Origin of the sequence: Kordiimonas sp. (genome assembly GCF_048260245.1) — a bacterium.
In the GTDB taxonomy this organism is placed as follows: Bacteria; Pseudomonadota; Alphaproteobacteria; order Sphingomonadales; family Kordiimonadaceae; genus Kordiimonas.
On record NZ_JBLXGZ010000031.1, the window covers coordinates 21,563 to 47,110 of the forward strand.

The following is a 25,548-nucleotide window of genomic DNA, read 5'->3' on the forward strand; positions in this document are numbered from 1 at the left end:
ATAGCTGGCTGATATCTCTTTTGCGCAGACCGGGTGGCCCATTTGGGTCACCCGGTTCTGTTTCTGGGGGTAAAAAAGTTAACCCGCTGTTAACCCTAGCCATTAGGCATTTTTTAAACGCCGCGTGCCTATAGTGAGCACTGCCAACAAAGGTGGTGTGTAGTTCATGGCGCGTGAAACAAATAAAAAACTGGTCATCGGACCGACGGGAAAACCCTTAACGCTCTCGGATTTGCCCAGTGCAAATACACAACGTTGGGTGATCCGCCGCAAAGCTGAAGTGGTTGCCGCCGTTCAGGGGGGGCTTTTAAGCCTCGAAGAGGCATGCCAGCGTTACTCACTGTCGGTAGAAGAGTTTCTTTCCTGGCAACAGGCAATCAACCGAAATGGTCTGGCGGGGCTCCGCACGACCAGAATTCAAAAATATCGCGGTCCAACATCACCCTGACATAATATCTTAATGATGCCCGAATGCGCAGAACTCTGCGCATTCCGCGCATGATCTCCATATTTCAGAATATTTTCCTTTACATTTATAGGCAATTTTTGCCTAGATTTAACTATCTGTTTACTGTGACAGCGTAAGTTGAGCGGAATTACCGCTGTCACAGGCGGGGGTTATTACAGGTGCACAATTTCCGAGGTGCGAGTTGGACGGTCTTCTTCAGTTTTTAAGGAATCTCGGCACAGGTCGATTGATTCTTCTCACGGTTGTCGGTTTTGCCGTTGTGATGTTTTTCACGATGATCATCGGCCGTTGGCAAACAGCGCCCATGACAGTGTTATACACGGACCTTGATCCCGCGAACGCAGCAACCATTGTGCAGCGCCTCGAGAGCGAGCAAATTCCCTACGAGACCGAGGCTGGCGGCCGCATTCTGCGTGTTCCCCGCGATCAGGTTGATCGCCTTCGGCTGACCCTCGCGGGTGAAGGCTTGACCGGTAGTGTCGTCGGCAAGGAAATCTTCGATCAGGATAGTGGCTTTGGCCGCACCAGTTTCGAACTGAACGTGAACTATGTTCGCGCGGTCGAGGGCGAGATCGCCCGGACCATAAAATATCTCGGCAGTGTTTCTGAAGCCCGTGTCCATATTGTGATGCCGGAACGCCGCCCGTTTCAGCGGGAAGCGTCGGAACCGACCGCATCCATCATGATTCGCACCAATGGCGCCACACTCGGCAGCCGGGAAGCTCAGGCCATTCAGGCGCTGGTGGCAACAGCGGTTCCCGGCCTGTCGCCGGAACGTGTCACAATTTCGGATACCAGCGGTCGCCTGCTGGTGGACGGCGCAGCAGAACGGAACCAGTTTGGCGGATTTTCCAATATAGAAGAGGCCCGACTGGCGAAAGAACGCCTTTACCGTGACAAGATCGAACAACTGCTGGCTCGCCGGGTTGGAGAAGGCCGGGTCCGGGCAGAAGTTTCCGTCACCATGGACACCAGCCGGACAACAACAAGCCAGGTCAGTTATGATCCGGACGCTCAGGTCATCCTAAGCCAAAACGTGGTTGAGGAAGAAAGCCAGGACAGCGACCAGGTTGGCGGTCAGGTCACCATGGCCAATAACCTGCCCGATGCGCAGGGTGTGGGCAACACACCCTCCAGCCTCGCCAAAAAGACCCAGGAAACCACTAACTTCGAGAATTCGAAGACCGAGACAGTGACCATACAGGAGCCGGGAAAACTGACCCAGATACGGGTCGCGGTACTTGTCGACGGCGAGCGAACCCTTGATAGCGAAGGCAACACGACCGACTATCAGGAACGCAGCGCCGAAGAGATAGACCTGCTTAAAAACCTCGTTCTGACTGCGATCCCCTATGACGAGACTCGTGATGACGAGGTCACCGTTGCATCCATGCGCTTTATCGACCCGGAGCCTTTCTCCGCCTCTGAAGCCGCCTTTAATCTCTTTGGTCTGAACAAACAGGACCTGCTTGAGATACTGACCGAAGGCGGTGTCTTCGTATCGGTTATCCTGATTATCCTGCTGGTCGTGCGTCCGCTTGTGATGCGCTTGATTGAAGCGATACCGGAGGCCGCGCCACCACCGCCACCAGGGCAGATAGAAGACCGCACCGCAGATACGCCCGCAATTTCAGGACCACCCGCCGGTGGAGGCGGCAATGATAGCGGCATTACGCCAGAACTGATGGCGTTGGCCGCCGCAGGGAATGAAGACGCTGCACTTGCTATTCGGCTGGCGCGCGAAAGTGGTGCACTCACTAAGGAAAACATGCGAACCGACGCAAAAATAGATGTGGCACAGGTTGAAGGCCGTATTCAGGAAAGCGCCATCAAGAAAGTTGCCGACATCATTCGGTCAAACCCGGATGAATCCGTCGCGATCGTTCGGACATGGCTTTATGCCGACTAAGGTGGCTATGACACCAGCCGCATTGTGTATAACGACAAGAGCATAGGTAGGACTGTGGCAGATTTAACCAAAATGCAAGGATCGCAGAAGGCCGCAGCCTTCATGCTGGCTATCGGCGAGGAACACGGCCGCGCGATCTGGGAGAACCTGTCTCAGGACGAAGTTAAGGAACTGTCCCAGCACATGTCTACGCTTGGCGCCATCGACGCTGTGGATGTGGAGGAGTTATTTGTCGAATTTGCCTCCAAGGTTTCCACGGTTGGCAATCTCAATGGGTCCTTCGAAAGTACAGAGCGCCTTCTAAAGAAAATGCTGCCGGGCGACCGCGTGCAACAGATCATGGATGAAATTCGTGGTCCGGCTGGGCGCACCATGTGGGACAAGCTCGGCAATGTGAACGAAGTGGTGCTGGCAAGTTACCTGAAAAATGAATACCCCCAAACGGTGGCCGTGGTTCTGCAAAAGATCAAGGCTGAGCACGCCGCCCGTGTTCTTGCCGTGCTGCCGGAAGATTTTTCCATGGAGGTCATCATGCGCATGCTTCGGATGGAAGCGGTGCAGAAAGACATCCTCGACAAGGTGGAACAGACTTTGCGCGTTGAATTCATGAACAACCTGGCGCGCACCAGCCGCCGGGACAGCCATGAGACCATCGCCGAGATTTTCAATTATCTCGACCGGTCAGCGGAAAGCCGGTTCCTCGCGGCCCTTGAGGACCGCAACCGTGACAGTGCAGAACGCATCCGTGCACTGATGTTTACCTTCGAGGATCTCGCCAACCTCGACCCGTCCGGTGTACAAACCTTGCTGCGTAATGTGGACAAAGACAAACTTGCTTTGGCCATGAAAGGTGCCTCTGATACCTTACGTGACCTCTTTTTCTCCAACATGTCCGAACGTGCGGCCAAAATCCTGCGCGAAGACATGGAGGCCATGGGCCCCGTGCGACTGCGCGACGTGGACGAAGCACAAATGGACATGGTCAACAAAGCCAAAGACCTTGCAGAAGCTGGTGAAATCCTGCTCTCCGACAATAAGGGCGAAGATGAACTTATCTATTAAAGGCATGATACCGTAAATGGCTGAGCCCGTAAAATACCGTTTTGACCAGGCCTTCGATGGCGGCGCCAAAAGCCGCTATGACGAAGAACTTGACCGTGTACGCGCCGATGCGGAGCGTTTAAAGACCGACGCTTTCAACCAAGGCCTTGAAGAGGGGCGTAAACAGGCCCTGAGTGAGATAGAAAACGCCACCAAGGACCTGCTGGCACAAATTGAACAGGCGGCGCATGGCTTGTTCTCCCAGCGCGCTCAACTGGAAACCAGCCTGAAGCAGGACATGGTGCAACTCGCATATTCGATTGCGTCAAAGCTCTCGCCCGCGTTGCTCCGTGCCCACCCCATGGCGGAAATAGAAGCACTGATCGAAGACTGCATGGCCACTATGGTCAAGGAACCTCGCCTCGTCGTGCGGGTAGCGGAACCACTGGTGGATGCGGTCAATGAACGACTTGAAGACCTGAAGGCCGCCACAAGCTTTCCGGGCGATATCGTGATGATAGGCGAACCATCCTTTGGCCCACAGGACTGCCGTGTGGAATGGCCTGATGGCGGAACCGAACGTAAACACGACATAACAATCAGCCAGATCGAAAGCGCCGTACAGCGTTTTGTCATGCCTGAGGATGTGCCTGCGCCGCAAGCAAAGGACACTTCCACCAACGGCGCGGCTGCACACGATGAAAATGCTCAGGGATAAAGAGGAATAGTCAATGGCAAACGACCAGGAAAACAACGGGGGTGACGTCGGCCTGCAGAACCTGTCTGACGGCAATGCCAAGTCGCCGGACCTGGCGCCGAAAGAGGACGGTCAGGTAAGGTCTTCGCAGGAACTTGAGCCAGTATTTGACGTACCGGTTAGGGTTCAGGCGGTGCTTGGAAAATCGACCCTAGAGGTCAGCCAGTTGCTGAAGCTCGCGCCCGGCGCTGTTATAGAACTCGACCGCAAGGTTGGTGAAGCAATTGATATATATGTAAATAATCGCTTGGTTGCGCGTGGAGAAGTGGTGTTGGTGGAAGATCACCTGGGTGTCACCATGACCGAAATCATCAAACTTGACGGCGGCGTTGCCTAGGTTCGGCAACATGAGGGGGGCAAGCTCACGATGAGTACATTATTCGGCATGCTGGCAGCATTTTTGCTGGTTGGAGGCGCCATCTGGCTTGGTGGGTCACCGCTGGCATTCGTCAATTTGCAAGGCGTACTGATTGTTGTGCTTGGAACCTTTGCTGTCACTGCAATCAGTTTTCGGATTCAGGAAATGATCACCCTGCCCGTCAATATCTGGCAACTTTTGCGCCATGGGCAGCGTGATCCCAGCGAAGAAGCGATCAAGGTTCTGAAGATTGCAGTTGAAAGCCGTAAACATAACGACGTGTTGATGCTGGAGAAATTATTGCCCCGTTTGAAGGATACACCCTTCCTCGCGCAGGCGATCCAGCTTGTGGTGGACGGTGCTGAGCCAGACGAGATTGAACAAATCCTGCGGCGCGAAGCCAGTACGGCTTCCTCACGCCATATGCGCGCGGTTGATTTTCTGCGGCGCGCAGGTGATGTCGCTCCGGCCATGGGCCTGATCGGTACACTTATCGGCCTTGTGCGCATGCTGGGCAACCTCGACAACCCGGCCGAAATCGGCCCGGCGATGGCGGTGGCCCTTTTGACGACATTCTACGGTGCCGTGCTCGCGCACCTGGTTTTCATACCGCTTGCGGCGAAAACGGAGCATTGCACCGACGAAGAGCAACTTGTGAACAACCTCTATTCAATGGGGGCAAACTCAATCCGCCGGAAGGAAAATCCGCGCAGGCTTGAAATGCTCCTGAATACAATTTTGCCGCCTGCAAAACGGGTTACTTTTTTCAAATAGGCGACAAATCGCATGGGCCGCACAGGCAGCGGCGACATGGTACGGAGACGACAAATGCGACTACTCATTGTGGGCACCTTGAACGGGCAACTTGGCGCCGCCAGCCAGATCGCGATCGAACGCGGGGCGAAAGTAACACACGCCCCCGACATAGACACAGCGTTGGGCACCTTGAGGACACGTGGGGCAGACCTGTTGATGGTCGAAATTTCGCTGGACATCCCCTCGCTGATACCAAAATTGAGAGCAGAACACTTCTCAATCCCGGTGGTGGCCTGCGGCATCGGCACGGACCCCAAGATCGCAGCAGCGGCCATTCGTGGTGGTGCCAAGGAATATATCCCCCTGCCCCCCGATGCAGAGTTGATTGCCGCTGTGCTTGAAGCCGTCACGGAAGAGAGCCAGTCTTTCATATATCGCGACCCAATCATGAAAAATGTTGCCGCACTCGCCGAACAGGTAGCGCCCAGTGAAGCCAGCATCATGATCACCGGGGAAAGCGGGACAGGCAAGGAAGTCATGGCGCGCTTTGTGCACCAGAAAAGCCGCCGCGCGAACAAGCCCTTTGTCGCGGTAAACTGTGCTGCCATACCAGAAAATCTGCTGGAATCCGAGCTGTTCGGCCACGAAAAAGGCGCCTTTACCGGTGCTGTCGCGCGTCGGATCGGCAAGTTTGAGGAAGCGGACGGCGGCACTCTGCTGCTCGATGAGATTTCCGAGATGGACGTGCGTCTGCAAGCCAAGCTGTTGCGTGCCATTCAGGAGCGCCAGATCGACCGCGTGGGCGGTGCCAAACCCGTTAACGTTAATATCCGTATTATCGCAACCTCCAACCGCAACCTGCAGGAAGAGGTCAAGGCCGGCAATTTCCGCGAGGATCTGTTCTTCCGCCTCAATGTTGTGAACCTCCGTGTTCCGTCACTTCGGGAACGGCCAGCCGACATTCAGGCACTGGCGAACTATTTCGCCAAAAAATATGCCGAAGTTAATCAGGTGCAGGAACGCACGATATCGGACGACGCCATCAGGATGCTGCAGTCTCACAACTGGCAAGGCAACGTGCGGGAGCTTGAGAACACCATACACCGCGCCGTTTTGCTTGCGACGGGCGACGACATCTCAACCTCGGCGATCCTCTTGCCGGATGCGAGCGGTAATATCAGCTTTGGCGCGGCGCCGGTTATGGCCCCTACCGAGAGTAACGGCGGGGCACCTGCCACGGATTTCACTGGGGACATGGCAGATGACAGCGCGGCCACCCTCGTTGGCAAAACAGTTGCCGAAGTAGAACGTGAGTTGATCATCGATACACTCAAGCATTGTCTTGGCAACAGGACGCATGCAGCCAATATCCTTGGCATTTCAATCCGAACCCTCAGAAACAAACTGAACCAGTATCAGACTGAAGGTGTTTCAGTTCCGCAACCCGGCGCTCCGGTTTAAGGTGGTTTAGGCTAAAAATGACACTCCACGAGCATATAGCATGAGCGACACAGCGTCAGGCGGTGCCCCCCAAGGCGGCGGCGGAGACGGCGGTGGCGGCGGGCCCTTTGGCGGTGCCGCGCTAAACGCGCTGCTGGGTGGTGTCCGGAGTTCAGACGTCGCCTTTGCGCTGGGCATGGTGACCATCATCATGATGTTGATCATGCCGATGCCCAGTTGGCTGCTCGATGTGATGCTTGCGGCGTCCATTACCTTTTCGGTCATGGTATTGATGACCTGCATCTTCATTAGCAAACCCCTTCAGTTCAGCAGTTTCCCAACCGTCCTGCTGATTGCCACCATGCTGCGATTATCTCTCAATATGGCGTCCACCCGGCTTATCCTCTCAGAAGGGCATACCGGCACGGATGCCGCAGGCAAGGTGATCGAGGCCTTTGGTTCCTTTCTGATGGGGGGGCAGGTTGTTATCGGCATTATCGTTTTTGCCATTCTTGTAATTGTGAATTTCATGGTCATCACCAAGGGCTCAGGCCGTATCGCAGAAGTCGCGGCCCGCTTCAGTCTGGACGCCATGCCCGGTAAACAGATGGCGATTGACGCCGACATGTCCGCTGGCCTGATTGACGAAAACGAAGCCAAGATCCGCCGTAAGGAGCTTGAGGACGAAAGCACCTTCTTCGGCTCGATGGACGGTGCGGCCAAGTTTGTTCGCGGGGATGCCATTGCCGGTATCCTCATCACCCTGATCAACATCGTCGGTGGCATCGTTATCGGTGTCGCGATCAATGACATTTCGCTTTCCGACGCCATGAACCAGTACACCATCCTGACAGTGGGCGATGGCCTGGTCTCGCAGATTCCCGCGCTGATCGTCTCGACCGCTGCCGGTATGCTGGTCACCAAGGCGGGTGTAACCGGACAGACCGACAAGGCCCTGTTTGGCCAACTCAGCAGCTACCCGCGTGCGCTGGGCGTAACGTCGGCACTACTCTTTGGCATGGGCATGATGCCCGGTATTCCCCTGTTACCGTTTGCACTTTTTGGCGGCACCCTTGGCTACATGGCTTATGCTATTGCCAACAAGCGCGACAAGGCCGCTGCAGCCGAAGTTCAGGCCTCCAAGCAGGCAGAGCACACTGCGGTGCCCGCCGAAGAGCCTATCAGCTCCGCGCTTGCAATCGACCAGCTCAGGCTTGAGCTCGGTTACGGTTTGCTGACCCTCATCAATGATGACAGCGGTTTCCGCCTTACCGATCAGATCAAGGCACTGCGACGGCAACTGGCCTCCGAGATGGGTTTTGTCATGCCGTCCGTGCGTATTCTGGATAACATGCAACTACCGGCCAATACTTATGTGTTGCGTGTGAAGGAAACCGAGGTTGGCCGCGGCGACATCCGCCCCGGCATGCTGCTGGTCATGGACCCAGAAGGCCAGCCCGTGCAGATACCTGGTGAAGCCACCACCGAACCCGCGTTTGGCCTGCCTGCCACTTGGGTGGATTCCGGCGCGCGCGAGGAAGCCAGCTTCCGCGGCTATACCGTTGTGGACGCTGCCACGGTCATCACCACCCACCTCACAGAGGTGATCAAGGACAACATGTCTGAACTGCTCTCTTACGCCGAGACGCAGAAACTTCTCGACGATCTGCCAAGCGACCACCAGAAACTGGTAGCCGATATCGTGCCAAGCCAGATCACCACATCCAGCATCCAGCGTGTGCTGCAAGCGCTGTTGAGTGAGCGTGTGTCGATCCGTGACCTTCCCACAATTCTGGAGGGCATCGCCGAAGCCACCGGCTTCACGCAGAACATCGTCTCTATTACCGAGCATGTGCGCACCCGTCTCGGTCGCCAGCTATGCTCGGCCTACTCCAACCAGCAGGGGCTGGTGCCGCTTATCACGCTCTCGCCCGAGTGGGAGCAGGCGTTCGCCGAAAGCCTTGTCGGGCAAGGCGAAGAGAAACAGCTTGCCATGGCGCCATCGCGGCTGCAGGAGTTTATCAATTCGGTCCGCATTATATACGACCAGCAGGCGGAGCGCGGCGAACAGCCGGTATTGCTTACCAGCCCCATAGTGCGGCCATATGTACGCTCGATCATTGAACGTTTCCGCCCCGCGACTGTGGTCATGAGCCAGAATGAAATTCACCCGCAGGCGAAAATTCGCACGCTGGGCCAGATATAAGACCCAGATTCAAGAATAAGAACAAGTGCGGCCCTCGGGCTGCCAAATGAAACCGAGGACAGAAACGGCTTATGCGCCTTAAAACCTTCCACGCGAAAAACATGGCCGCGGTGATGGACCAGGTGCGCAGTGAACTGGGCCCTGACGCCATCATCATTCAGGTAGAAGAGGGCAAGGCCGGCGTGCGCGTCACTGCGGCGCTTGAGGCCGGTGCCACGCCGCCCCCGCCCAAAAAGGCACCGCAGCCAGCGGAAACCCCGCTGGCGCTCGACGCCGCGCACCCGTTCCCCAAGGCACGGGAATTTGACAACGGCGATGTCAGCGCCGTGCTCAACCATCACGGGCTGCCGTTCGAAACAGCATCTCATTTTGCAGAAGCCGTGCGGGCTATTGAAGGCGGCAGCCTGCCCGAGGCCTTCTGTACCGCCCTTGAGGCTACCATCCGCTTCAGCCCCATCACCGACGCCACCACCCGCCCGGTGATGCTGGTGGGGCCGCCCGGTGCCGGGAAAACCATATGCGCCGCCAAGCTGACGGCTGACGCCGTGCTGCATGAACGCGCCGTGCATCTGATCTCAACCGACACAGTTAAAGCGTCGGGCATTCACCAGCTTGACCATTTTGCACAGCTTATGAAACAGACAGTCTCAACCGCCGATACGCCCAAGGAACTGGAAGCGGTCATCCGGTCGAAGACGAACCACAGCGGATTGACGATCATCGACACCCCCGGCACCAATCCTTTTAACATGGACGAACTCAAGGAACTGCTGAAGTTCATCCAGACAGTGGACGCCGAACCGGTGCTGGTAATGCCCGCCGGTCTTGATGCGCTGGATGCACAGGAGATCGCAGGCATATTCGCCAAGATGGGCTGCCAGCGGTTCATTGCTACCCGCCTTGACGCAGCCCGGCGCTACGCCAGCATGATTATGGCTGCGCGCCCCGGTTATCTGGCGCTTGCCGCCATCAGCCGAAGCCCCTATGTGGCGGAAGGCCTTGAGACCGCTTCGCCGATGACAATTTCCCGCCTGCTGACAGCCTTGCCCGGCCGTCGCAGGCAAGACGATAAAATGGATAAAAACGCATGACCGACGCGCCGATGACACGAGACAAGGATACGCTGGAGCGCCGCCTGATCACGGTGGCAAGCGGCAAGGGTGGCGTGGGCAAAACATGGCTTTCCGTCACCTTGTCACATGCACTGGCTCAGGCTGGCCGCGACGTGCTGCTATTTGACGGTGATCTTGGTCTCGCCAATGTGGATATCCAGCTTGGCCTGATGCCTCAACGCGACCTTGGTCATTTCATCTCGGGCGACGCGCCGCTGCGTGATATTATCTGCCGGTATGAGGAACAAAAGGACAGCGGCTTTGATGTATTGCCCGGTAAATCCGGCTCTGGGGCGCTCGGGAGCCTGACCAAGGAGACATTGGTTAAAATTCGTACCGGGTTGACGGCGCTGGCAAGCCGCTATGACCATGTACTGCTTGACCTCGCGGCAGGGGTGGACCCGTCCGTGACGACACTTTCCAAACACAAAGGCAAGGTGCTGGTGGTCATGACCGCCGACCCCACCTCGCTTACCGACGCCTATGCCTTTATCAAAATCACCGCCATGCGCAACCCCGGCGCAGACTTGTCTATCGTCGTCAATAATGTTGCGACCAAGAAGGAAGGCGACAAGGCATACGAGGCCATCAAGCGCGCCTGCGAAGGATTTTTGAAGATTTCGCCGCCACTTGTCGGTATCATCAAAAATGACGCCAAGGTTGTTGACGCTATCCGGTCACAGGTTCCGCTGCTTGCACGGCACCCGCAATCGGAAGCCGCGAAAGACATCAAGGCGCTGACGGCGGCGATCGTCGGGCGGTAAATCCCCCGCATCGCGGCCTCGGGTTTTATGGGGAGCGCGATGAGCGACATAACCGGCACACCATTACCAAAAGCTGTTGACCCGGCGAACCGTGTCACAGACCGTGCTGGCGGCGTCTCCAAAGACCCCGCCCGAAGCGAGACGCAAGCCCGGGAACGTCACGGCGACGGCAGCGCAAAAAACGACCGGTCGGACGCCCTGCACGGCCGAGACCCGGCGGTCTCGATTTCCGCTAGCGTGGCCCATCTTGAAATTGGCGAGCGTCTCAAGCAGCAGGTGAACAAGGTTGATCTTGAAGGACGCCCCATCATTGTCACGGAAACCGCCACCTATGCCCTGCGCCCCGATGCAGGCCTGAGGCCGGGCGACGACGTCGAGCTTGAAATCGTTGAAGCAGGTAAAAAAGTATCTGCTGACCTTTTTATGAAAAACGGTCGGCTCATAGACCCGCCAATACGGCTCGCTCTTGTGGTCATTGCCATTCACGCGCCGGAAGGGGTTACAGCACAGGCACAGGCACAAACGACCAATCCCGGCGCAGCCTACAGCGGCCAATCACGCGCTTCCAGCCTGCCTGATGACCCGGAAGCACTGGCTAAACTGTTGGGAGCGCGGGCATCCTCTTTGCCAACAGCCACCAGCAATGTCCCCTTTACCCAGCAGACCACCCCTTTTGCCCCACCACCATCACCCTTGTCGGCCACACCGCCGGCGCAGGTTGCCGATAACCCTGACAAGGTGGGAACTAGGTCAAACAGTTCAGACCTTGCGATGCTGATTGCAGCCCAGCAAGGCCGGGCGCCCCACACCGCAAGATATCAGTCCAGCATGCCACAGGCCTCCTTGATGCCCGGTACAAATCAAGCGGACAAGGCACATTTTATCCCCAAATCACCCCTGACAGCGGTGATGCCCTCAAATGAGGCGGCCATCGGCACGGCGACAACCACAAGTCCCGGTCTCGGGCCCGTCCTGCCTGCCTTTACACTGGACGGCCAAGCCCGAGCCTTGCAATTGATGGACCCCGCGCTCAGTCAGGTCAGCCCGGCTGAAGTCGCCACTATACAAACCGTGCAAGTCCTTGCGCCGGAGCTTGCCAAAACCCTGCCCATATCGGTTGCCCAACTGGGCGGTGCGGGTGCGCCGCTTGCCAAAGTGGCAACAAGCATGGGTACCCTTGTCATGCCGCTTGCTGATGCGAGCAATCTCTCAGGGGAGCTGGTTCGTGTTAGCGCACCGGATGGGGCAATACAGACAGCACAGGCAGCACAGGCAGCCCCTGCCGCAACTGGATTCAAAGCCCGTCTTATCCCCGCGAACCAACAGGCGCCCCACAATATCATAATGAATGTTGTGGCTGACCCGGCCCAAGCCGATCCGGCCAAACAACAGGCGACCGTCAAGGCCGTGCATATTGCGCGAGCCTTTCTTGGCGCTGACGGTCCGCGCGCGGACCTGCGCATAGAAACGACCGCCGGGCTGGTCACCGTCACTTTGCCGAATGCGATGCGCCCCACCATCGGTGCCCTGCTTGAACTTAGGCCTGCGCCCGTGGCGGAAAACGCCCCCCTGCCCGCCAGCATGGCCTACTCTGGCACGCCCGTCGTTCCGACAGCGGCCGTGGTGCCGGAAGCTGCTGCGATGACAGCACTCAGCCATCAGGCATGGCCTGCCCTGCATGAAAGTATGACCTTGCTCGCCGCACAAGACCCCGCAGCCATGAGCAGCCTTGCCTCCCGATCCGCAGATGGTGGCGGCAAGCTGGCCAATAGCCTGCTGTTTTTCCTCGCTGCTGCCGGGCGCGGCAATCCGGAGGGCTGGATTGGCGACGAGGCCACTAAAGCGCTGGAACGCCATAACCGTACCCTGCTTGACATGCTGAAGCAGGACGTGGCGCAACTGATGACTCGCGCGACAGACGGCGTGGGAGAATGGCGTCAGGTCTTGCTTCCGCTCGATGCCCGTACCGGCGATATGCCGCTTATCGCCATGCTGTTTGGGCAAGGGGCTCATGTCAATCCGGATCGTGAGCATGGTGGACATGACAGCCAGCAAGACGGGGACGATGACGATATAAAACGGTTCATACTGGAAGTTCAGTTTTCAATTCTTGGACCGGTACAACTGGACGGTATCATCTGCGGGCAGAGGTTTGACCTGACGCTCAGGACAGCAGCGGCCCTGCCCTCCGCGCTACGCCATGATGCCATTCGCCTGTTTGAAGATGCCCTGGCCGCCAGCGCCTTCACCGGCCAGCTTGTCATTCAGGAGCAAACGGCCTTCCCGCTGGATGTCGCGGCCATCATGGCGGGCAGCAATCCTTAACAGCCCCACAATGACAATTCGCTTGACCACACCTTGTAGCCTGATACTCCGATAGGCATAAACAGGACAAGCGAGGTCATCATCATGGGCGTTTTTCTGGCGTTTTTCGGCTGTGTGCTCATATGGGGCTCCACATGGTACGCCATCGAGCTTCAGCTAGGCGTTGTGCCGAAGGAATGGTCGCTTGTCTACCGTTTCGGTATTGCATCCCTTGTGCTGTTCGCCATCTGCCTGTTGAAGCGCGAGCGGCTTCGCATCCGGCTCAGAAACCATATCTGGATGGCTATCACTGGCATGACCCTGTTCTCAACCGGCTATGTATTCACCTATTGGGGGGCAGGATATCTGACCTCCGGGCTGGTGGCCGTGACGTTTTCGATGCTGTCGTTTCTCAACATCCTCAATGCGCGTATCTTTCTGGGCAACCCGGTCTCACCCAGCACAATTGGGGCGGCACTTATCGGCATGCTTGGCCTTGTGTTAATTTTCATGCCGGAAATTTCCACTCTTTCGCTTGAGGACGACACCACCCTTGGCGTTGCGCTGTGTTTGATTGCAACCGTTATCGCCTCGCTTGGCAATGTATCGGCCGGCGCTGCCTCCACCCGCTCAGCGCCCGTGCTGTCGTTTAACGCCTGGAGCCTCGGCTATGGCGCGCTGACAAACCTTGTGTTTGCGCTGGCATCGGGCGAAGCCATCGCCTTTGATCCGCGTGCCCCCTATGTGCTGTCGCTCTTGTACCTCTCCATCGTCGGTACAGTCATTGCGTTTACCATGTATGTTTGGCTGATCGGCAAGATAGGCGTTGGCCGCGCAGCCTATATGGCGGTGATGGTGCCAGTGGTGGCGCTCGTTATCTCCACATTGTTCGAAGGTTTCATCTGGACGCCTGAAGCCATGGCAGGTCTTGCGCTGGTGATCGTTGGTAATGTGGCCATGATCCGCCGGAAAGCGAAACTGACCGCCCCCGCCGCCCCTGCCGCAACAGAGCCACGAAAGATCACCGATCCGACCTAAGCAAGCTGGGCGTATATATCGTCCAGCGCTTCGCGCAGGGTTTTGGCGATAAAATCAATCTCGCCGTGGTTGATAATGAAAGGTGGGCACAGGACCAGCACATTGCCCACAGGGCGGATAATCAGGCCGCGCATCAGCGCCGCCTGGCCAATATGCTCACATATGGCCACATCAAGCGGGAACTGTTCGCGCGTGGTCTTGTCCTTCGCCAGCTCAATGCCAGCCATCAGTCCACTGACCCGCGCCTCCCCCACCAGCGGGTGATCCTCCAGCGACTTCAGGGCGCGGGCAAAATAAGGCCCGGTGTCAGCCGCTATCTGGCCAACAAGGTTCTCGCTTTCCAGTATTTCGATATTCTTGAGCGCAACCGCAGCCGTGACCGGGTGGCCGCTGGTGGTAAAGCCATGCTGCAACACTGCTTCCCGCCCCTCAATCACACTCACGATCTCATCGCTGATTACTGCGGCAGAGATTGGCAGGTAGGCCGATGACAGGCCTTTGGCCAGCGCCATCATGTCCGCTTTGAAGCCAAAAGTTTCCTGCGCAAACCAGTTGCCGGTGCGGCCAAAGCCGGTAACAACCTCATCCGCCACCAACAGCACATCATATTTGCGGCAGATACGCTCCACTTCCGGCCAGTATGTCTCCGGCGGCACAACGGCGCCCAGGGTACCCTGGATGGGTTCACCCCAGAAAGCCGCAACATTCTCAGGCCCTGCTTCGAGGATTTTGGCTTCCACGTGACGCGCGGCGTGCAGGCCGAATTCCTCCCGGCTCATATCACCCCCCAGCCGGTACCAGAAGGGCGCCATGGCGTGTATGACATCCTTGCCAGCCTTGAGGCCAAAATCATCCAGCATGGCCTTGTTGCCGTTCAGCAGCGTCGTTGCGATCGTGCTGCCGTGGTAGGCATAGTCGCGGCTGATGATAATGCGTTTGCTCTCCTGCCCCTTCAGGCGCCAATAAAGCCGCACCAGTTTGATCAGCGTCTCATTCGCCTCAGAGCCCGAGTTGGCGAAAAACACCTTGTTCATATGTGCAGGCGCATATTCAGCGATCTTGGCCGCCAGCGGCCCGGCATAGGGGTTGGAGACCGCCGCAAACGAATGATAATAGGCCAGTCGCTCCATGGCATCGGCGGCCACCGCTGCGATTTCCTTGCGGCCATACCCCACGTTCACACAGCCAAGGCCCGCCATCGCATCCAGCAGGCGGATGTTCTGCCCGGTAACATAACAGCCCTCGGCACTCTCAATGACAAAGGGCGGCGCTGACCTGAGCGCGCCGGGGTCGGTGAACGGATGCAGGTGGTGCGCGCGGTCTGCGTCCTGAATCTGTGTCAGGATGTCTTCATTGGTGGTTTGCGCCATGGTATGCCCTTCCCTTGACCGGCCCCTCATAACCGTAACATGACGGGCTAGGGGTAACACAATCAAGTGCTTATTTGCTGTGGCGTGGCGCGAAGCCTGATCAGCGGCGCATCTTAAGGTAACTGCTGTCGGTCAAAGCTTCCTCACGCGCGTGGTTCTGGATGCCCAGTTCATCGAACGCGTCCTGTTCTTCCTTGTCCTCTGCGGCTTTGATGCGCTTGCTTTCCTGCGCCCGCGCGATCTCGTATGTTTTCAGCTCGCGGAAGCTTTCTGCCACCACATCACGGTGTTTGTCGACCTCCTCGTCCTTACGGGCAAGGTCGGCACGCAGCATGTCCTGCTTCTTGCGCACACCTTCAAGGTAGGAGCCAAGCGTCAGCGGTGAAACCTCTAGCCCGCCCGAGTTACGCGACTGCTCGGCCTTCTCGTCTTCCAGCCGTTCGATCGTGGCGTTGATGGCGTCGCGTTCCGCCTGCATGACCGCGAGTACACGACGCTGCTCATCCAGTTCCCACTTGCGCAGGCGGATAATGCCGTCCAGCCGGCTCATCCGTTACCGCCGTTCAGGGCCTGATAGGCTGGGCCAGTCTCCAGTATCTGCCTCAGGCGCTGGTACCCCTCGCCAAGCGGCGTTTTGTCATCCTTCCACTGGCTGAGGAATTCTTCGATCGGCTCGTTATAGCCGATAGCAGCGTCAACGTCCGGGTTACTGCCCTGCCGGTAAGCACCAAGGCGGATCATTTCCTCCATATCGGAATAGGTCGACATATAACGCTTGGCTTCACGCACCAGCAGGTTCTCATCGTCCGAGTTACAACGCGGCATGGTCCGCGAGATGGATTTGAGAATGTTGATCGCCGGGTAGCGCCCGCGCTCCGCGATCGCTCGTTCCATTACGATATGACCGTCCAGAATACCGCGCACGGCATCCGCAACCGGTTCGTTATGGTCATCGCCTTCCACCAGCACAGTGAACAGCCCGGTGATATTGCCCTGCCCTCTGGGGCCGGGGCCTGCGCGCTCAAGAAGGCGCGGCAGCTCAGTAAAGACGGTAGGCGTATAGCCCTTGCTGGTCGGCGGTTCGCCACCCGCAAGCCCTATCTCGCGCTGTGCCATAGCAAACCGGGTCACGCTGTCCATCAGGCACATGACATCCTTGCCACGGTCACGGAAAAATTCAGCCAGTGTCAGCGTCAGATGCGCGGCCTGGCGGCGCATCAGTGCGCTTTCATCAGATGTTGCGACCACGACAACCGATCGCGCAAGGCCGTCCTCGCCCAGATCATCCTCGATAAATTCCTGCACCTCGCGGCCCCGCTCACCAATGAGGCCGATGACGCTGACGTCAGAGTCAGAATGCCGCGCCACCATTGACAACAGGACCGATTTACCAACGCCCGAGCCCGCGAAAATACCCATGCGTTGGCCACGGCAGCAACTGACAAAGGTGTTGAGCGCCCGCACGCCAAGGTCCAGCTTGCCGCCGACTCGCTGTCGGCTGTGGGCTGGCGGCGGGCCTGAGCGCAATAGCTGGGGCCTTGTGCCGTTTCTGATTGGTCCCTTGCCATCGATCGGCTCACCCAGCGCATTGACCACACGGCCCAGCCACGCCGAGCTCGGGAACACCTCAGGTTCGCTTTGTGTCAGCGTCACCTTGCAACCAACCCCCACGCCCTCCAGCGCATCAAACGGCATGGCAAGCGCGGTTTCATGGCGAAAGCCAACCACCTCTACCGGGATCTTTTTGAAGCTGCGGGTTTCGATCTCCAGACGGGAGCCGATGGAGATATGTTGGCCGATTCCCGCCAGTTCCACAAGCAACCCGCGCACGCCCGTGACCCGGCCGAACCGTTTCTCCGTCTGAATACGATCTACTTCCTGGATTAAACTTAACACGCTTTTCTCTTATCTGGGCCAGACCCCCAAGGCCGGCGTGATCGCCGCGCCTGACACATGGGCAATGGCTTATCTCTCGTGCGCTCACTATGCACATCTCGGTTTAAAGATTGGTAAAAGCCTCAGCCTTTTTAGTCAAACGCCTTTCCCTACCCTATGATTTTTCTTGGATATTGTGTTAACCTTCGTTAACATTAACCATAGAAGCACGTTTTGGGCGGAAGGGGTCGCCGCACAGGAGGCCAACCGTGTTTCGGCGGCAGAAAGTGCGCCGAGTTGTTTTGGCTGTTGTCGCATAACAACCTTAGAATGGGGAATAGAATATGCGTGTTCTTTTAATCGAAGACGACCCGACAATGACCCGCAGCATTGAGCTGATGCTCACTTCCGAGGGTTTTAACATCTACAGTACCGACCTTGGGGAAGAAGGCCTCGACCTCGGCAAGCTGTATGACTATGACATCATCCTTCTTGATCTGAACCTGCCGGACATGCACGGTTATGACGTTCTCAAGAAGTTGCGCACCGCCAAGGTGAACACCCCAATCCTTATTTTATCCGGGCTGACGGAAATGGAAAACAAGGTCAAAGGCCTTGGTTTCGGCGCAGACGACTACATGACCAAACCCTTCCACAAGGAAGAACTGGTCGCGCGTATCCACGCTATTGTAAGGCGCTCCAAAGGGCATTCGCAGTCGATCATCAAGACCGGCAAACTCGCCGTCAACCTTGACACCAAGACGGTGGAGGTTTCGAACCAGCGGGTGCATCTGACCGGCAAGGAATATGCAATGCTTGAATTGCTGTCGCTTCGGAAAGGCAGCACGCTGACGAAGGAAATGTTCCTCAACCATCTTTATGGCGGCATTGACGAGCCGGAACTCAAGATCATTGACGTGTTTATCTGCAAGCTCAGGAAAAAACTCGCCACCGCGTCAGAGGGCGACAACTATATCGAAACCGTCTGGGGACGTGGCTATGTGCTGAGAAACCCGGTGGAAGAGACCGAGGCAGCTGCAAGCTAGCGCCTCCGGGTTTTTCCGAAAAAAACGAGTAATCAGGGTCGCATGCTGTGCGGCCTTTTTTATGGGAGGGCCAATTGATACATAATGGGAGTTGCCTGTGTGGTGCTGTGACATTCACAGTCGAAAGTAACCTTCACGAAGCCAGCGCCTGCCACTGTAGCCGCTGCCGCAAATGGACCGGCCACTTTCTTGCTGACGCTGAAGTACCGCGCGACACTGTCATGATTGCTGGAGAAGAGAACATCAGATGGTACAGCATGAGCGAGAAGGCACAGCGCGGTTTCTGTGCAACCTGTGGCTCATCATTGTTCTTTGATCCACTCGACAAAGTCAAACACGACTGGATCGGTATCGCACTGGGGGCGTTTGATGGCCCAACCAGGACCAAGCTCAAACTGCACATCTTCACCGCAGACAAGGGCGATTATTACGAAATTCTCGACGGCGGATCCGAGCACGAATAAACGGCTTTCCGCAAAAAGCGACCCCAAAGTCACCCGTTAGATGCAGGTCTCTCCAGGCTAGCCCAGCCCCATGGCCTTTTCCGCCGTGCCGTCCGAGGGCACATACATGCCGCGCTGGCCCCGGACGGGCCGGAAGGCATCAGTGATGCCAAGCACGGTTTCAGCCGCACCAAGGAAGAGCGTACCGTCATTCGCCAGACACTTGCGCATACGCCCAAGAACATCCTTTTTGGTATTCTGGTCAAAATAGATCAACACATTACGGCAGTAGATTACATCAACCGTGCCCATGCCGATAAAATTGCTTAGCAGGTTGAAAGGGCGGAATGTCACCATTTTGCGGATATCATCGCTCAGGCGCCACATGTCGCCTTCCTGTTTGAAATATTTGATCAGCATCTGGATCGGCAGGCCGCGCTGAACTTCAAACTGGCTATAGGTACCGGCTTTCGCCTTCTCCAGCACTTGGGTGCAGATGTCGGTGCCGATAATCTCGATATTCCAGTTTTGCCACTTCATCCAGTTTTCGCGTAGCAGGATTGCCAGCGAATAGGGCTCCTGCCCCGTGGATGCCGCCGCGCACCAGATGCGCAGCCGCTTGGTGGTGGCGCGATTCTTTTCCATCGCTGGCAACACATGATTCTTGAACAGGTCAAACGGCGTGTTGTCGCGGAAAAAGAAGCTTTCGTTCGTGGTCATCGCTTCAGTAACGTCGCGAATAAGGCCTTCGTCCCGGCTCAGGCGCAGCTTCTGAACTAACGCCTCCAAGGTGTCGAGACCACGCTTGCGGGCCAATGGGGTCAGCCTGCTTTCAAGCAGATAAACCTTATCGGGCGTCAGCATCAGGCCAGAGCGCTCTTTCAACATTAATGCGAGGAATTCAAAATCTTCAGTTTTCATCTGATTCCTCCTTGTAGCCGCACTGCAGCTGCTTCACCCAGTTTATCAACAGGAAGTACCTCCGTGCAAAGCCCGGCGGTTGCAACCGCGCCCGGCATACCCCATACTACGCTACTGGCTTCATCCTGTGCCAGCAGTGTGCCCCCCGTTCGTGTCAGTTCTCTTGCGCCCTTAAGCCCGTCATGCCCCATGCCGGTCAGGATAATTGCCAGCACATTCTCACCGTATGCCTTTGCCAGACTACGAAAAAGCGGGTCCACGGCCGGTCGGCAGAAATTTTCCGGTGGTTCATCGGTCAAGCGCACTTGCGCTTTTCCGTCCACCATATCCACTTCCATGTGCCGACCACCAGGAGCCACATACATCTCGCCCGGCATCAGCAGTTGACCGTCCCGCGCTTCCTGCGTTTTCCACCCTGTAGATTGGCCAAGATGTTCTGCCAGAATTGCAGTGAAGGTTGCCGGCATGTGCTGGGTTATCAGAACCGGCACCTGCGGCGCCTGTTTGAACCCCTTGAAAAACTTCATCAATGCTTGCGGGCCACCAGTGGAAGACCCGATAGCCAGAATTTTAGGCCGCCGGAAAGAACCGGTGCGCAATTTGATAGCATTGCCGTCCGCCAGCGGTGCAGGCGCTTCGGCTCGCCGGGTCGGTGTTACCGCTACCGGTGGCGCTGGCCGCCGCGCAGTCACAAACCCGGCTGAGGCCCCTGCCGCGGCACCTGGCCGCTGCACCGTGACTGTACGCGCCGCCAAGCCCGCGGCTGTCGAGCCACCACCTGGCGCGCCGGGATCATTAGCACCCGTGGGCAGATCTTCGCCGCGCTTCTTGCGCCGGCGGGAGGCCCAAGCCTTCACCTTGTCTACAAGTTCGCGGCGAAAATCGATACTGGCGTTCACAGAGCGTGCAGTTTCGGGCTTGGGAACATAGTCCACAGCGCCCATCTGCATCGCCCGCAAACTGACCTCAGCATTTTTACGGGTAAGCGTAGACGCCATCACCACCTGCAGATCGGGAATCAATTCGATCATACGCGGTAATGCTGTCAGGCCGTCCATCTCCGGCATTTCAATATCGAGCACAACAACTTCTATATTGTGTGCCTGCAGTTGCCGAAGTGCGACCGCCCCGTTGTTGGCCGTGGTGACGACCTCGATATCAGCATCTTCAGATAAGTAACGACATAAAAACCCGCGGATAATGGCGCTATCATCCACCACCATTACACGGTAAGGGCCGCCCTTGACTGACATTGCTGTTGTTTTCGAAACCGCAGTGTTCACGCGGGTATCCCTATAATTACATCAACCCGACCTGGGTGAACTTTGCCTCAATGATCTCGCGATCAAATGGCTTCATAATATATTCGTTGGCACCTGCCTCGATAGCCGTGCGGATGTGCGACATATCATTTTCTGTCGTGCAGAAAACGACAATCGGCTGGTGAACCCCCTCACGCGCTCGAATGGCCTTGAGAAATTCAAGCCCGTCCATAATCGGCATATTCCAGTCCAGAAGCACCACATCCGGCATATTACGCTCGCATGCGTCGAGGGCGTCCTGACCATCGACCGCTTCCTCAATGTCGAAATTGAGTTCTTCAAGGATACGTCTTGCGACCTTGCGGATCACTTTTGAGTCGTCAACGACAAGACATAACTTCATTTGCTGATGTCTCCCAAACTCCACCAGAGAGGTGAAAGCCTATTGTATTGATTCATAAACCTGTTGTTCGCTAACCAGTCTACGCAGCTTTACCGTTGCTTTCAAAGGCTAGAAGACGATCCACGTCCAAAATAGGCAGCAATTTATTTTCCAACCGGTAAATTCCGCGGCTTACTTCACGCCAGCGTTGGTCGAGCGTGACGGGGTTTCGTTCGAAATCAGCATCATCAAGAGACAAAACCTCGCCAACACTATCGATTTGCAGGCTATAGGGTTCGTCGTTGTGTTCAACTACGACCGACATGCTCTGCTTGTCGCCCTCAAGCGGGGGCAGCCCCAGCCGCTGTCGCAGGTCAATGGCCGTGACAATCTTGCCACGCAAGTTCAACACACCGGACACCCATGCAGGGGCCAGTGGAATTCTGGTAATCTGCTGGGGATTGAGCACGTCATGCACAGCCAGAACAGGGATGCCAAGTGTTTGTCCTTCAAGGACAACGGTAACAAAATCCTGCGTCCCGGTTCTTACAAGGCTCAGATCATCGCGGACAATAACGTCGTTCATGCCGCATCTCCCTTAATTTTAAGCTGTTGGGCAAGGCTGCGGAGCAGGGTTTCCCTGTCGAATTTGGCGATATAGTCGTCAAACCCGGCGGCATGACCTCGGCTTACGTCGCGCTCGGACGCCAGCGCCGACAATGCAATCAGCGGCAAGTCTTTCCATTTGCTGCCATCGCGAATGGTGGCGGCAAAATCAAAGCCGTTCATGTCGGGCATCTCAATGTCAGAAATGACGAGGTCGTACATATACCCGTCTTCCATCAGCTTCAGGGCCGCAGCGGCACTGGAGACAGCTTTCACCTCATAGCCTGCCACACGCAGAACCGGCTTTAGCATGCTGCGGAAAAAGTCGCTGTCGTCGATCAACAGCACTGTTGAGCCCTTGGCCGACGCTGTATCTTCCGACATATTGCGCGACTTCATCCAGTCTGCAAATGCAAGGTTCAGGTAATAGGATACGTCGATAACTTCGGACGCCTTTCCGCTGATAATCGCCGAGCCGACGACGCCCTTTTTGTCGGACGCCAGTTTGATGTTCAACTCCTCATCGACGATATCGAGAATGTCATCAACGGCCAGCCCCATGGTGTACTCCCGGTCAGTAAAGACCAGAACTGGCTGCCGCCCTTCCGTACGCAGGGTCATATCGGGATGCGCCTTGATCAGAGGCATCAGCGCGCCACGATACTGCACCATATGACGGCCGTCAGAGATCTCAATGGTGTCGATCTCAACTTCCTCAAGCCGCGCGACAAGCGCTAGCGGTACAGCTTTCGGATTTTTGCCTCCGGCGCGGAACAGGAGCATGCTCTCTTTTTCGTCGGCTGCGGTACGACGGACCTGCTCGCGGGCGTCTTCTTCCTCGCGCTCATGGTCACCCATACCGGAATTTGTCTTGGCCGCGATTCCATTAGGGTCAAGAATCATGATCACGCTTCCATCGCCCAGAATGGTGTTACCGGAATAAATATCGAGATCCTTGAGGATTGGCGCCACCGGCTTGACCACGATTTCCTCGGTGTCGAATACCTGGTCCACCACAATACCAAACGTGAAGGCCCCAACCTGCGCAACCACGATAAAATCGTCTACATTCTCGCGCGCGTCGATCTCGTCGCGGGTCATGAAACCCAGCACTTCATTGAGATATACCAGCGGCAGCAAGCGATTTCTCAAGCGCAATACTGGTGTATCCTTGATGGTTTCAATCTTATGTTCGGAGTTCTCAGAGGCCCGCACCAGTTCAAGCACGCTGATCTGCGGGATGGCGTAACGTTCTTCCTGCGCCTTGACGATCAGGCCCGCGACGATGGCCAGAGTCAGCGGAATCTTGATCTGGAAGGTAGAGCCCTTGCCTTCGATCGACACCATGTCGATGGTGCCACCGATTTTTTCGATGTTCGAGCGCACGACGTCCATCCCGACCCCGCGGCCCGAGACACTCGTGACTTTCTCGGCGGTTGAAAAACCGGGATGGAAAATGAACTTTTGAATCTGACCATCCGACATATCGGCCAGTTCAGCCTCGGTCGCCAGTTTCTTCTCAAGGATCTTGCTGCTGAGCTTGGAAACGGAAATACCGCGCCCGTCATCCTTGATTTCGATGATGATATGGCCGCCTTCATGGTAGGCATTCAACACAATCGTGCCGCCCTCCGGCTTGCCGACAGCCATGCGTTCGGCCGGGGTCTCGATCCCGTGATCGGCCGAGTTCCGGACCATGTGCGTCAGCGGGTCCTTGATCAACTCAAGCACCTGGCGGTCAAGCTCGGTATCTGCACCGCGCATGTCCAGCTCGATTTTCTTGTCCAGCTCGACCGTCAGGTCGCGTACAATCCGCGGCAGTTTCGCCCATGCGTTGCCAATCGGCTGCATACGCGTTTTCATCACATTTTCCTGCAGCTCGGTTGTACACTGGCTCAGGCGCTGCAGCGGCACGCCCAACTCGGAATTGTCCATATTACGGGTGATCTGCAGCAACTGGTTTCGTGTCAACACCAGCTCGGACACCATGTTCATCAGGTCTTCGAGAAGGTCAACACTGACGCGGATAGACTGGCTGGTCCGCTTGCTTTCTGCGGCGGGTGACGCAGCCTGTGCACTGGCGCCGGCGCCGGATTCCGTACCTGCTTTATTGGTTTGGGCGGTCGCCAGCGTCTTGGCCGCGCTCACAACCCCTTCACGGACGAGTTCAAAACTCATCACCGCTTCATCTGCCGTATCGCCGTCCACCTGACATTCCATCAGCACTTCTTTTATAAGCTTGATCAGCTTGTCGAAATGCTGGTCGGTAAAGCCCGAAGCAGTGACGATCTGCCGCGCAACATTGTCGGCGGCGTCGATGTCGTCTTTGAAAATCGCCATCATCAGGCCCATAAACTGGCCCTTGCGGCGTTCATCAGCCGTACCGGTGAAATATTTTGAGAGCTCACCATCCGTGCCAAGACGCTGCGCAATCAGATGAGATGCGACAGCAAGTGTATCCTCACCGCCCACACGGTCAAACAACGTGGCGTTTGACGCCGCTGCTGCGGCGGGCGACGGCGCAGGCTCTTCCGCCATTTCTTCAGGACCGGGCGCGTTGGCAAATGCGGCTTCAAGCTCTTCGAGTGAGACTTCACCGGCCTTGAGGGTCCGCCCAAGGGTCGGGTCGACAATCTCGCCTTCCACGGTGTCGGGCTCAGGGTCCGGCGCAGCTTCGGCCCCTTCCGCGATGGCATCCAGCCGGGCAATCAGGTCACTGTCGTCTCCGTCGGGCTCTTCCTCCGTCGCCTCAAGGCCCGCAAGGATCTCCTTGATCCGGTCAAGGCTCTCAAGGATAACCGTCACCGCGTGCTCGGAAACCTGAAGCTCACCGTCTCGGAATTTACCCAGTACGTTTTCAGACGCGTGGGCAACCGATTCAAGCCGTGGCAAGCCAAGGAAACCACATGTGCCTTTGATGGTGTGCACAAGGCGGAAAATATTATCCAGCACTTCCTTGTTGTTGGGGTCTTGCTCCAGCTTCACCAACTCGACATCGACAACGTCGATGCTTTCGCCAGTTTCGGTCAGAAATTCGTTTAACAGATCATCCATATGTCAGTCTTCCCTGCGGATAGGGTGGCGGCTTGGGCGGGGTCGGCCCCGGCACCTTCCGGTTCTCAACTTGCACCTTGACCAAAAAGAGTTAAAAACATGTAAAACTATCCGGTCAAACTCTGCTTCGTTTTCGTTATTGGCTATTCTGTACAGGTAGCTTCGCTGTCAGTTCGACGTTTTTCTCATCGGTTTCAGTCACCGCGGTACTACCGCCCGCTTCAGTCGCAACCGCCCAAGCGAGATAGGCTGGCGCCGCACGGGGCTCCAGATCCTCCTCGGACAATTCCCCCGCCAGCGCGGCCCTGACCTCTGACTGCAGTATGACACGGTTGCCCGTGCCGCGCACAGTGATCACACTCATGCCATCATCCTCCGTCATAGTGACGGTTATGTCACCACCACGGATCATCGATTCCATCACCAGAAGCACAA

The 25,548-nt window shown here is 56.8% G+C and carries 23 protein-coding genes; 14 read left to right on the top strand and 9 right to left on the bottom strand.

Annotated elements, in window-relative coordinates; translation table 11 throughout:
* Positions 1 to 166: 166 nt before the first annotated feature.
* The 12 genes from ACN0VM_RS14105 (at position 167) to ACN0VM_RS14160 (ending at position 14,154) form a co-directional block, all read left to right on the top strand.
* Positions 167 to 448: a DUF1153 domain-containing protein gene (locus tag ACN0VM_RS14105; RefSeq protein ID WP_417451535.1), complete on the top strand. Its 282-nt coding sequence runs from the start codon at positions 167 to 169 to the stop codon at positions 446 to 448.
* A gap of 202 nt (positions 449 to 650) precedes the next feature.
* Positions 651 to 2,378: a flagellar basal-body MS-ring/collar protein FliF gene (gene fliF / locus ACN0VM_RS14110; protein ID WP_417451536.1), complete on the top strand. Its 1,728-nt coding sequence runs from the start codon at positions 651 to 653 to the stop codon at positions 2,376 to 2,378.
* Positions 2,379 to 2,450: 72 nt separating this feature from the next.
* On the top strand, positions 2,451 to 3,440 hold the full coding sequence (gene fliG / locus ACN0VM_RS14115; protein ID WP_417451537.1) for a flagellar motor switch protein FliG: 990 nt from the start codon (positions 2,451 to 2,453) through the stop codon (positions 3,438 to 3,440).
* 16 nt (positions 3,441 to 3,456) lie between these two features.
* Positions 3,457 to 4,137, top strand: a complete 681-nt coding sequence (locus ACN0VM_RS14120) for a hypothetical protein (RefSeq protein ID WP_417451538.1) — start codon at positions 3,457 to 3,459, stop codon at positions 4,135 to 4,137.
* A 13-nt stretch (positions 4,138 to 4,150) separates the two neighbouring features.
* Positions 4,151 to 4,513, top strand: coding sequence for a flagellar motor switch protein FliN (gene fliN, locus ACN0VM_RS14125; protein ID WP_417451539.1), 363 nt, complete (start codon positions 4,151 to 4,153; stop codon positions 4,511 to 4,513).
* Positions 4,514 to 4,543: 30 nt separating this feature from the next.
* Positions 4,544 to 5,308 carry a motility protein A gene (locus ACN0VM_RS14130; RefSeq protein ID WP_417451540.1) on the top strand — a complete coding sequence of 255 codons (765 nt, stop codon included), beginning with the start codon at positions 4,544 to 4,546 and terminating at the stop codon, positions 5,306 to 5,308.
* Positions 5,309 to 5,362: 54 nt separating this feature from the next.
* On the top strand, positions 5,363 to 6,751 hold the full coding sequence (locus ACN0VM_RS14135; RefSeq protein WP_417451541.1) for a sigma-54-dependent transcriptional regulator: 1,389 nt from the start codon (positions 5,363 to 5,365) through the stop codon (positions 6,749 to 6,751).
* Positions 6,752 to 6,791: 40 nt separating this feature from the next.
* On the top strand, positions 6,792 to 8,936 hold the full coding sequence (gene flhA, locus ACN0VM_RS14140) for a flagellar biosynthesis protein FlhA (RefSeq protein ID WP_417451542.1): 2,145 nt from the start codon (positions 6,792 to 6,794) through the stop codon (positions 8,934 to 8,936).
* Positions 8,937 to 9,007: 71 nt separating this feature from the next.
* Positions 9,008 to 10,027: an AAA family ATPase gene (locus ACN0VM_RS14145; RefSeq protein WP_417451543.1), complete on the top strand. Its 1,020-nt coding sequence runs from the start codon at positions 9,008 to 9,010 to the stop codon at positions 10,025 to 10,027.
* Complete coding sequence (locus ACN0VM_RS14150; RefSeq protein ID WP_417451544.1) at positions 10,024 to 10,812, top strand: MinD/ParA family protein; 789 nt, start codon at positions 10,024 to 10,026, stop codon at positions 10,810 to 10,812. Before ACN0VM_RS14145 ends, ACN0VM_RS14150 begins: the two co-directional genes overlap by 4 nt.
* A 39-nt stretch (positions 10,813 to 10,851) precedes the next feature.
* Positions 10,852 to 13,137, top strand: coding sequence for a hypothetical protein (locus ACN0VM_RS14155; RefSeq protein WP_417451545.1), 2,286 nt, complete (start codon positions 10,852 to 10,854; stop codon positions 13,135 to 13,137).
* 84 nt (positions 13,138 to 13,221) lie between these two features.
* On the top strand, positions 13,222 to 14,154 hold the full coding sequence (locus ACN0VM_RS14160; protein WP_417451546.1) for a DMT family transporter: 933 nt from the start codon (positions 13,222 to 13,224) through the stop codon (positions 14,152 to 14,154).
* Here ACN0VM_RS14160 and ACN0VM_RS14165 read toward each other — a convergent pair.
* From ACN0VM_RS14165 to fliI, 3 genes are all read right to left on the bottom strand, one after another.
* Positions 14,151 to 15,524 (bottom strand): aminotransferase, encoded by a 1,374-nt coding sequence (locus ACN0VM_RS14165; protein ID WP_417451547.1) that lies wholly within the window; start codon positions 15,522 to 15,524, stop codon positions 14,151 to 14,153. The genes ACN0VM_RS14160 and ACN0VM_RS14165 overlap by 4 nt on opposite strands.
* A 100-nt stretch (positions 15,525 to 15,624) precedes the next feature.
* Complete coding sequence (locus ACN0VM_RS14170) at positions 15,625 to 16,074, bottom strand: flagellar export protein FliJ (protein WP_417451548.1); 450 nt, start codon at positions 16,072 to 16,074, stop codon at positions 15,625 to 15,627.
* Complete coding sequence (gene fliI, locus ACN0VM_RS14175; RefSeq protein WP_417451549.1) at positions 16,071 to 17,420, bottom strand: flagellar protein export ATPase FliI; 1,350 nt, start codon at positions 17,418 to 17,420, stop codon at positions 16,071 to 16,073. Before fliI ends, ACN0VM_RS14170 begins: the two co-directional genes overlap by 4 nt.
* A gap of 323 nt (positions 17,421 to 17,743) precedes the next feature.
* On the opposite strand from fliI, the gene ctrA reads away from it, so the two are divergent.
* A complete protein-coding gene (gene ctrA / locus ACN0VM_RS14180; protein WP_417451550.1) occupies positions 17,744 to 18,445 on the top strand; it encodes a response regulator transcription factor CtrA in 702 nt (233 codons plus the stop codon).
* Positions 18,446 to 18,522: 77 nt separating this feature from the next.
* Positions 18,523 to 18,909, top strand: a complete 387-nt coding sequence (locus ACN0VM_RS14185) for a GFA family protein (protein ID WP_417451556.1) — start codon at positions 18,523 to 18,525, stop codon at positions 18,907 to 18,909.
* 57 nt (positions 18,910 to 18,966) lie between these two features.
* Here the strand turns inward: ACN0VM_RS14185 and ACN0VM_RS14190 are convergent, their stop codons facing one another.
* The 6 genes from ACN0VM_RS14190 to ACN0VM_RS14215 all read right to left on the bottom strand — a co-directional run.
* Positions 18,967 to 19,809, bottom strand: coding sequence for a CheR family methyltransferase (locus ACN0VM_RS14190; protein ID WP_417451551.1), 843 nt, complete (start codon positions 19,807 to 19,809; stop codon positions 18,967 to 18,969).
* The gene (locus ACN0VM_RS14195; protein WP_417451557.1) at positions 19,806 to 21,062 is read right to left on the bottom strand and encodes a protein-glutamate methylesterase/protein-glutamine glutaminase; all 1,257 of its coding nucleotides are present in this window, start codon (positions 21,060 to 21,062) and stop codon (positions 19,806 to 19,808) included. The genes ACN0VM_RS14190 and ACN0VM_RS14195 overlap by 4 nt, the downstream gene beginning before the upstream one ends.
* 46 nt (positions 21,063 to 21,108) lie before the next feature.
* A complete protein-coding gene (locus tag ACN0VM_RS14200; protein ID WP_417451552.1) occupies positions 21,109 to 21,474 on the bottom strand; it encodes a response regulator in 366 nt (121 codons plus the stop codon).
* A 79-nt stretch (positions 21,475 to 21,553) separates the two neighbouring features.
* The gene (locus tag ACN0VM_RS14205; protein WP_417451553.1) at positions 21,554 to 22,039 is read right to left on the bottom strand and encodes a chemotaxis protein CheW; all 486 of its coding nucleotides are present in this window, start codon (positions 22,037 to 22,039) and stop codon (positions 21,554 to 21,556) included.
* A complete protein-coding gene (locus ACN0VM_RS14210; protein ID WP_417451554.1) occupies positions 22,036 to 25,113 on the bottom strand; it encodes a chemotaxis protein CheW in 3,078 nt (1,025 codons plus the stop codon). Before ACN0VM_RS14210 ends, ACN0VM_RS14205 begins: the two co-directional genes overlap by 4 nt.
* Positions 25,114 to 25,249: 136 nt before the next feature.
* The coding region (locus tag ACN0VM_RS14215) for a histidine phosphotransferase family protein (protein ID WP_417451555.1) at positions 25,250 to 25,548 on the bottom strand (299 nt) is incomplete at its 5' end.

Bases quoted from the DNA above. Each gene is read 5' to 3' on its own strand.
- ACN0VM_RS14155 (WP_417451545.1), top strand. From the start codon at position 10,852: ATGAGCGACATAACCGGCACACCATTACCAAAAGCTGTTGACCCGGCG.
- ACN0VM_RS14200 (WP_417451552.1), bottom strand. From the start codon at position 21,474: ATGAAGTTATGTCTTGTCGTTGACGACTCAAAAGTGATCCGCAAGGTC.
- fliG (WP_417451537.1), top strand. From the start codon at position 2,451: ATGCAAGGATCGCAGAAGGCCGCAGCCTTCATGCTGGCTATCGGCGAG.
- ACN0VM_RS14145 (WP_417451543.1), top strand. From the start codon at position 9,008: ATGCGCCTTAAAACCTTCCACGCGAAAAACATGGCCGCGGTGATGGAC.
- ACN0VM_RS14120 (WP_417451538.1), top strand. From the start codon at position 3,457: ATGGCTGAGCCCGTAAAATACCGTTTTGACCAGGCCTTCGATGGCGGC.
- ACN0VM_RS14150 (WP_417451544.1), top strand. From the start codon at position 10,024: ATGACCGACGCGCCGATGACACGAGACAAGGATACGCTGGAGCGCCGC.
- ACN0VM_RS14160 (WP_417451546.1), top strand. From the start codon at position 13,222: ATGGGCGTTTTTCTGGCGTTTTTCGGCTGTGTGCTCATATGGGGCTCC.
- ctrA (WP_417451550.1), top strand. From the start codon at position 17,744: ATGCGTGTTCTTTTAATCGAAGACGACCCGACAATGACCCGCAGCATT.
- fliN (WP_417451539.1), top strand. From the start codon at position 4,151: ATGGCAAACGACCAGGAAAACAACGGGGGTGACGTCGGCCTGCAGAAC.
- ACN0VM_RS14130 (WP_417451540.1), top strand. From the start codon at position 4,544: ATGAGTACATTATTCGGCATGCTGGCAGCATTTTTGCTGGTTGGAGGC.
- flhA (WP_417451542.1), top strand. From the start codon at position 6,792: ATGAGCGACACAGCGTCAGGCGGTGCCCCCCAAGGCGGCGGCGGAGAC.
- ACN0VM_RS14165 (WP_417451547.1), bottom strand. From the start codon at position 15,524: ATGGCGCAAACCACCAATGAAGACATCCTGACACAGATTCAGGACGCA.
- ACN0VM_RS14190 (WP_417451551.1), bottom strand. From the start codon at position 19,809: ATGAAAACTGAAGATTTTGAATTCCTCGCATTAATGTTGAAAGAGCGC.
- ACN0VM_RS14205 (WP_417451553.1), bottom strand. From the start codon at position 22,039: ATGAACGACGTTATTGTCCGCGATGATCTGAGCCTTGTAAGAACCGGG.
- ACN0VM_RS14170 (WP_417451548.1), bottom strand. From the start codon at position 16,074: ATGAGCCGGCTGGACGGCATTATCCGCCTGCGCAAGTGGGAACTGGAT.
- ACN0VM_RS14135 (WP_417451541.1), top strand. From the start codon at position 5,363: ATGCGACTACTCATTGTGGGCACCTTGAACGGGCAACTTGGCGCCGCC.
- ACN0VM_RS14210 (WP_417451554.1), bottom strand. From the start codon at position 25,113: ATGGATGATCTGTTAAACGAATTTCTGACCGAAACTGGCGAAAGCATC.
- ACN0VM_RS14195 (WP_417451557.1), bottom strand. From the start codon at position 21,062: ATGTCAGTCAAGGGCGGCCCTTACCGTGTAATGGTGGTGGATGATAGC.
- ACN0VM_RS14105 (WP_417451535.1), top strand. From the start codon at position 167: ATGGCGCGTGAAACAAATAAAAAACTGGTCATCGGACCGACGGGAAAA.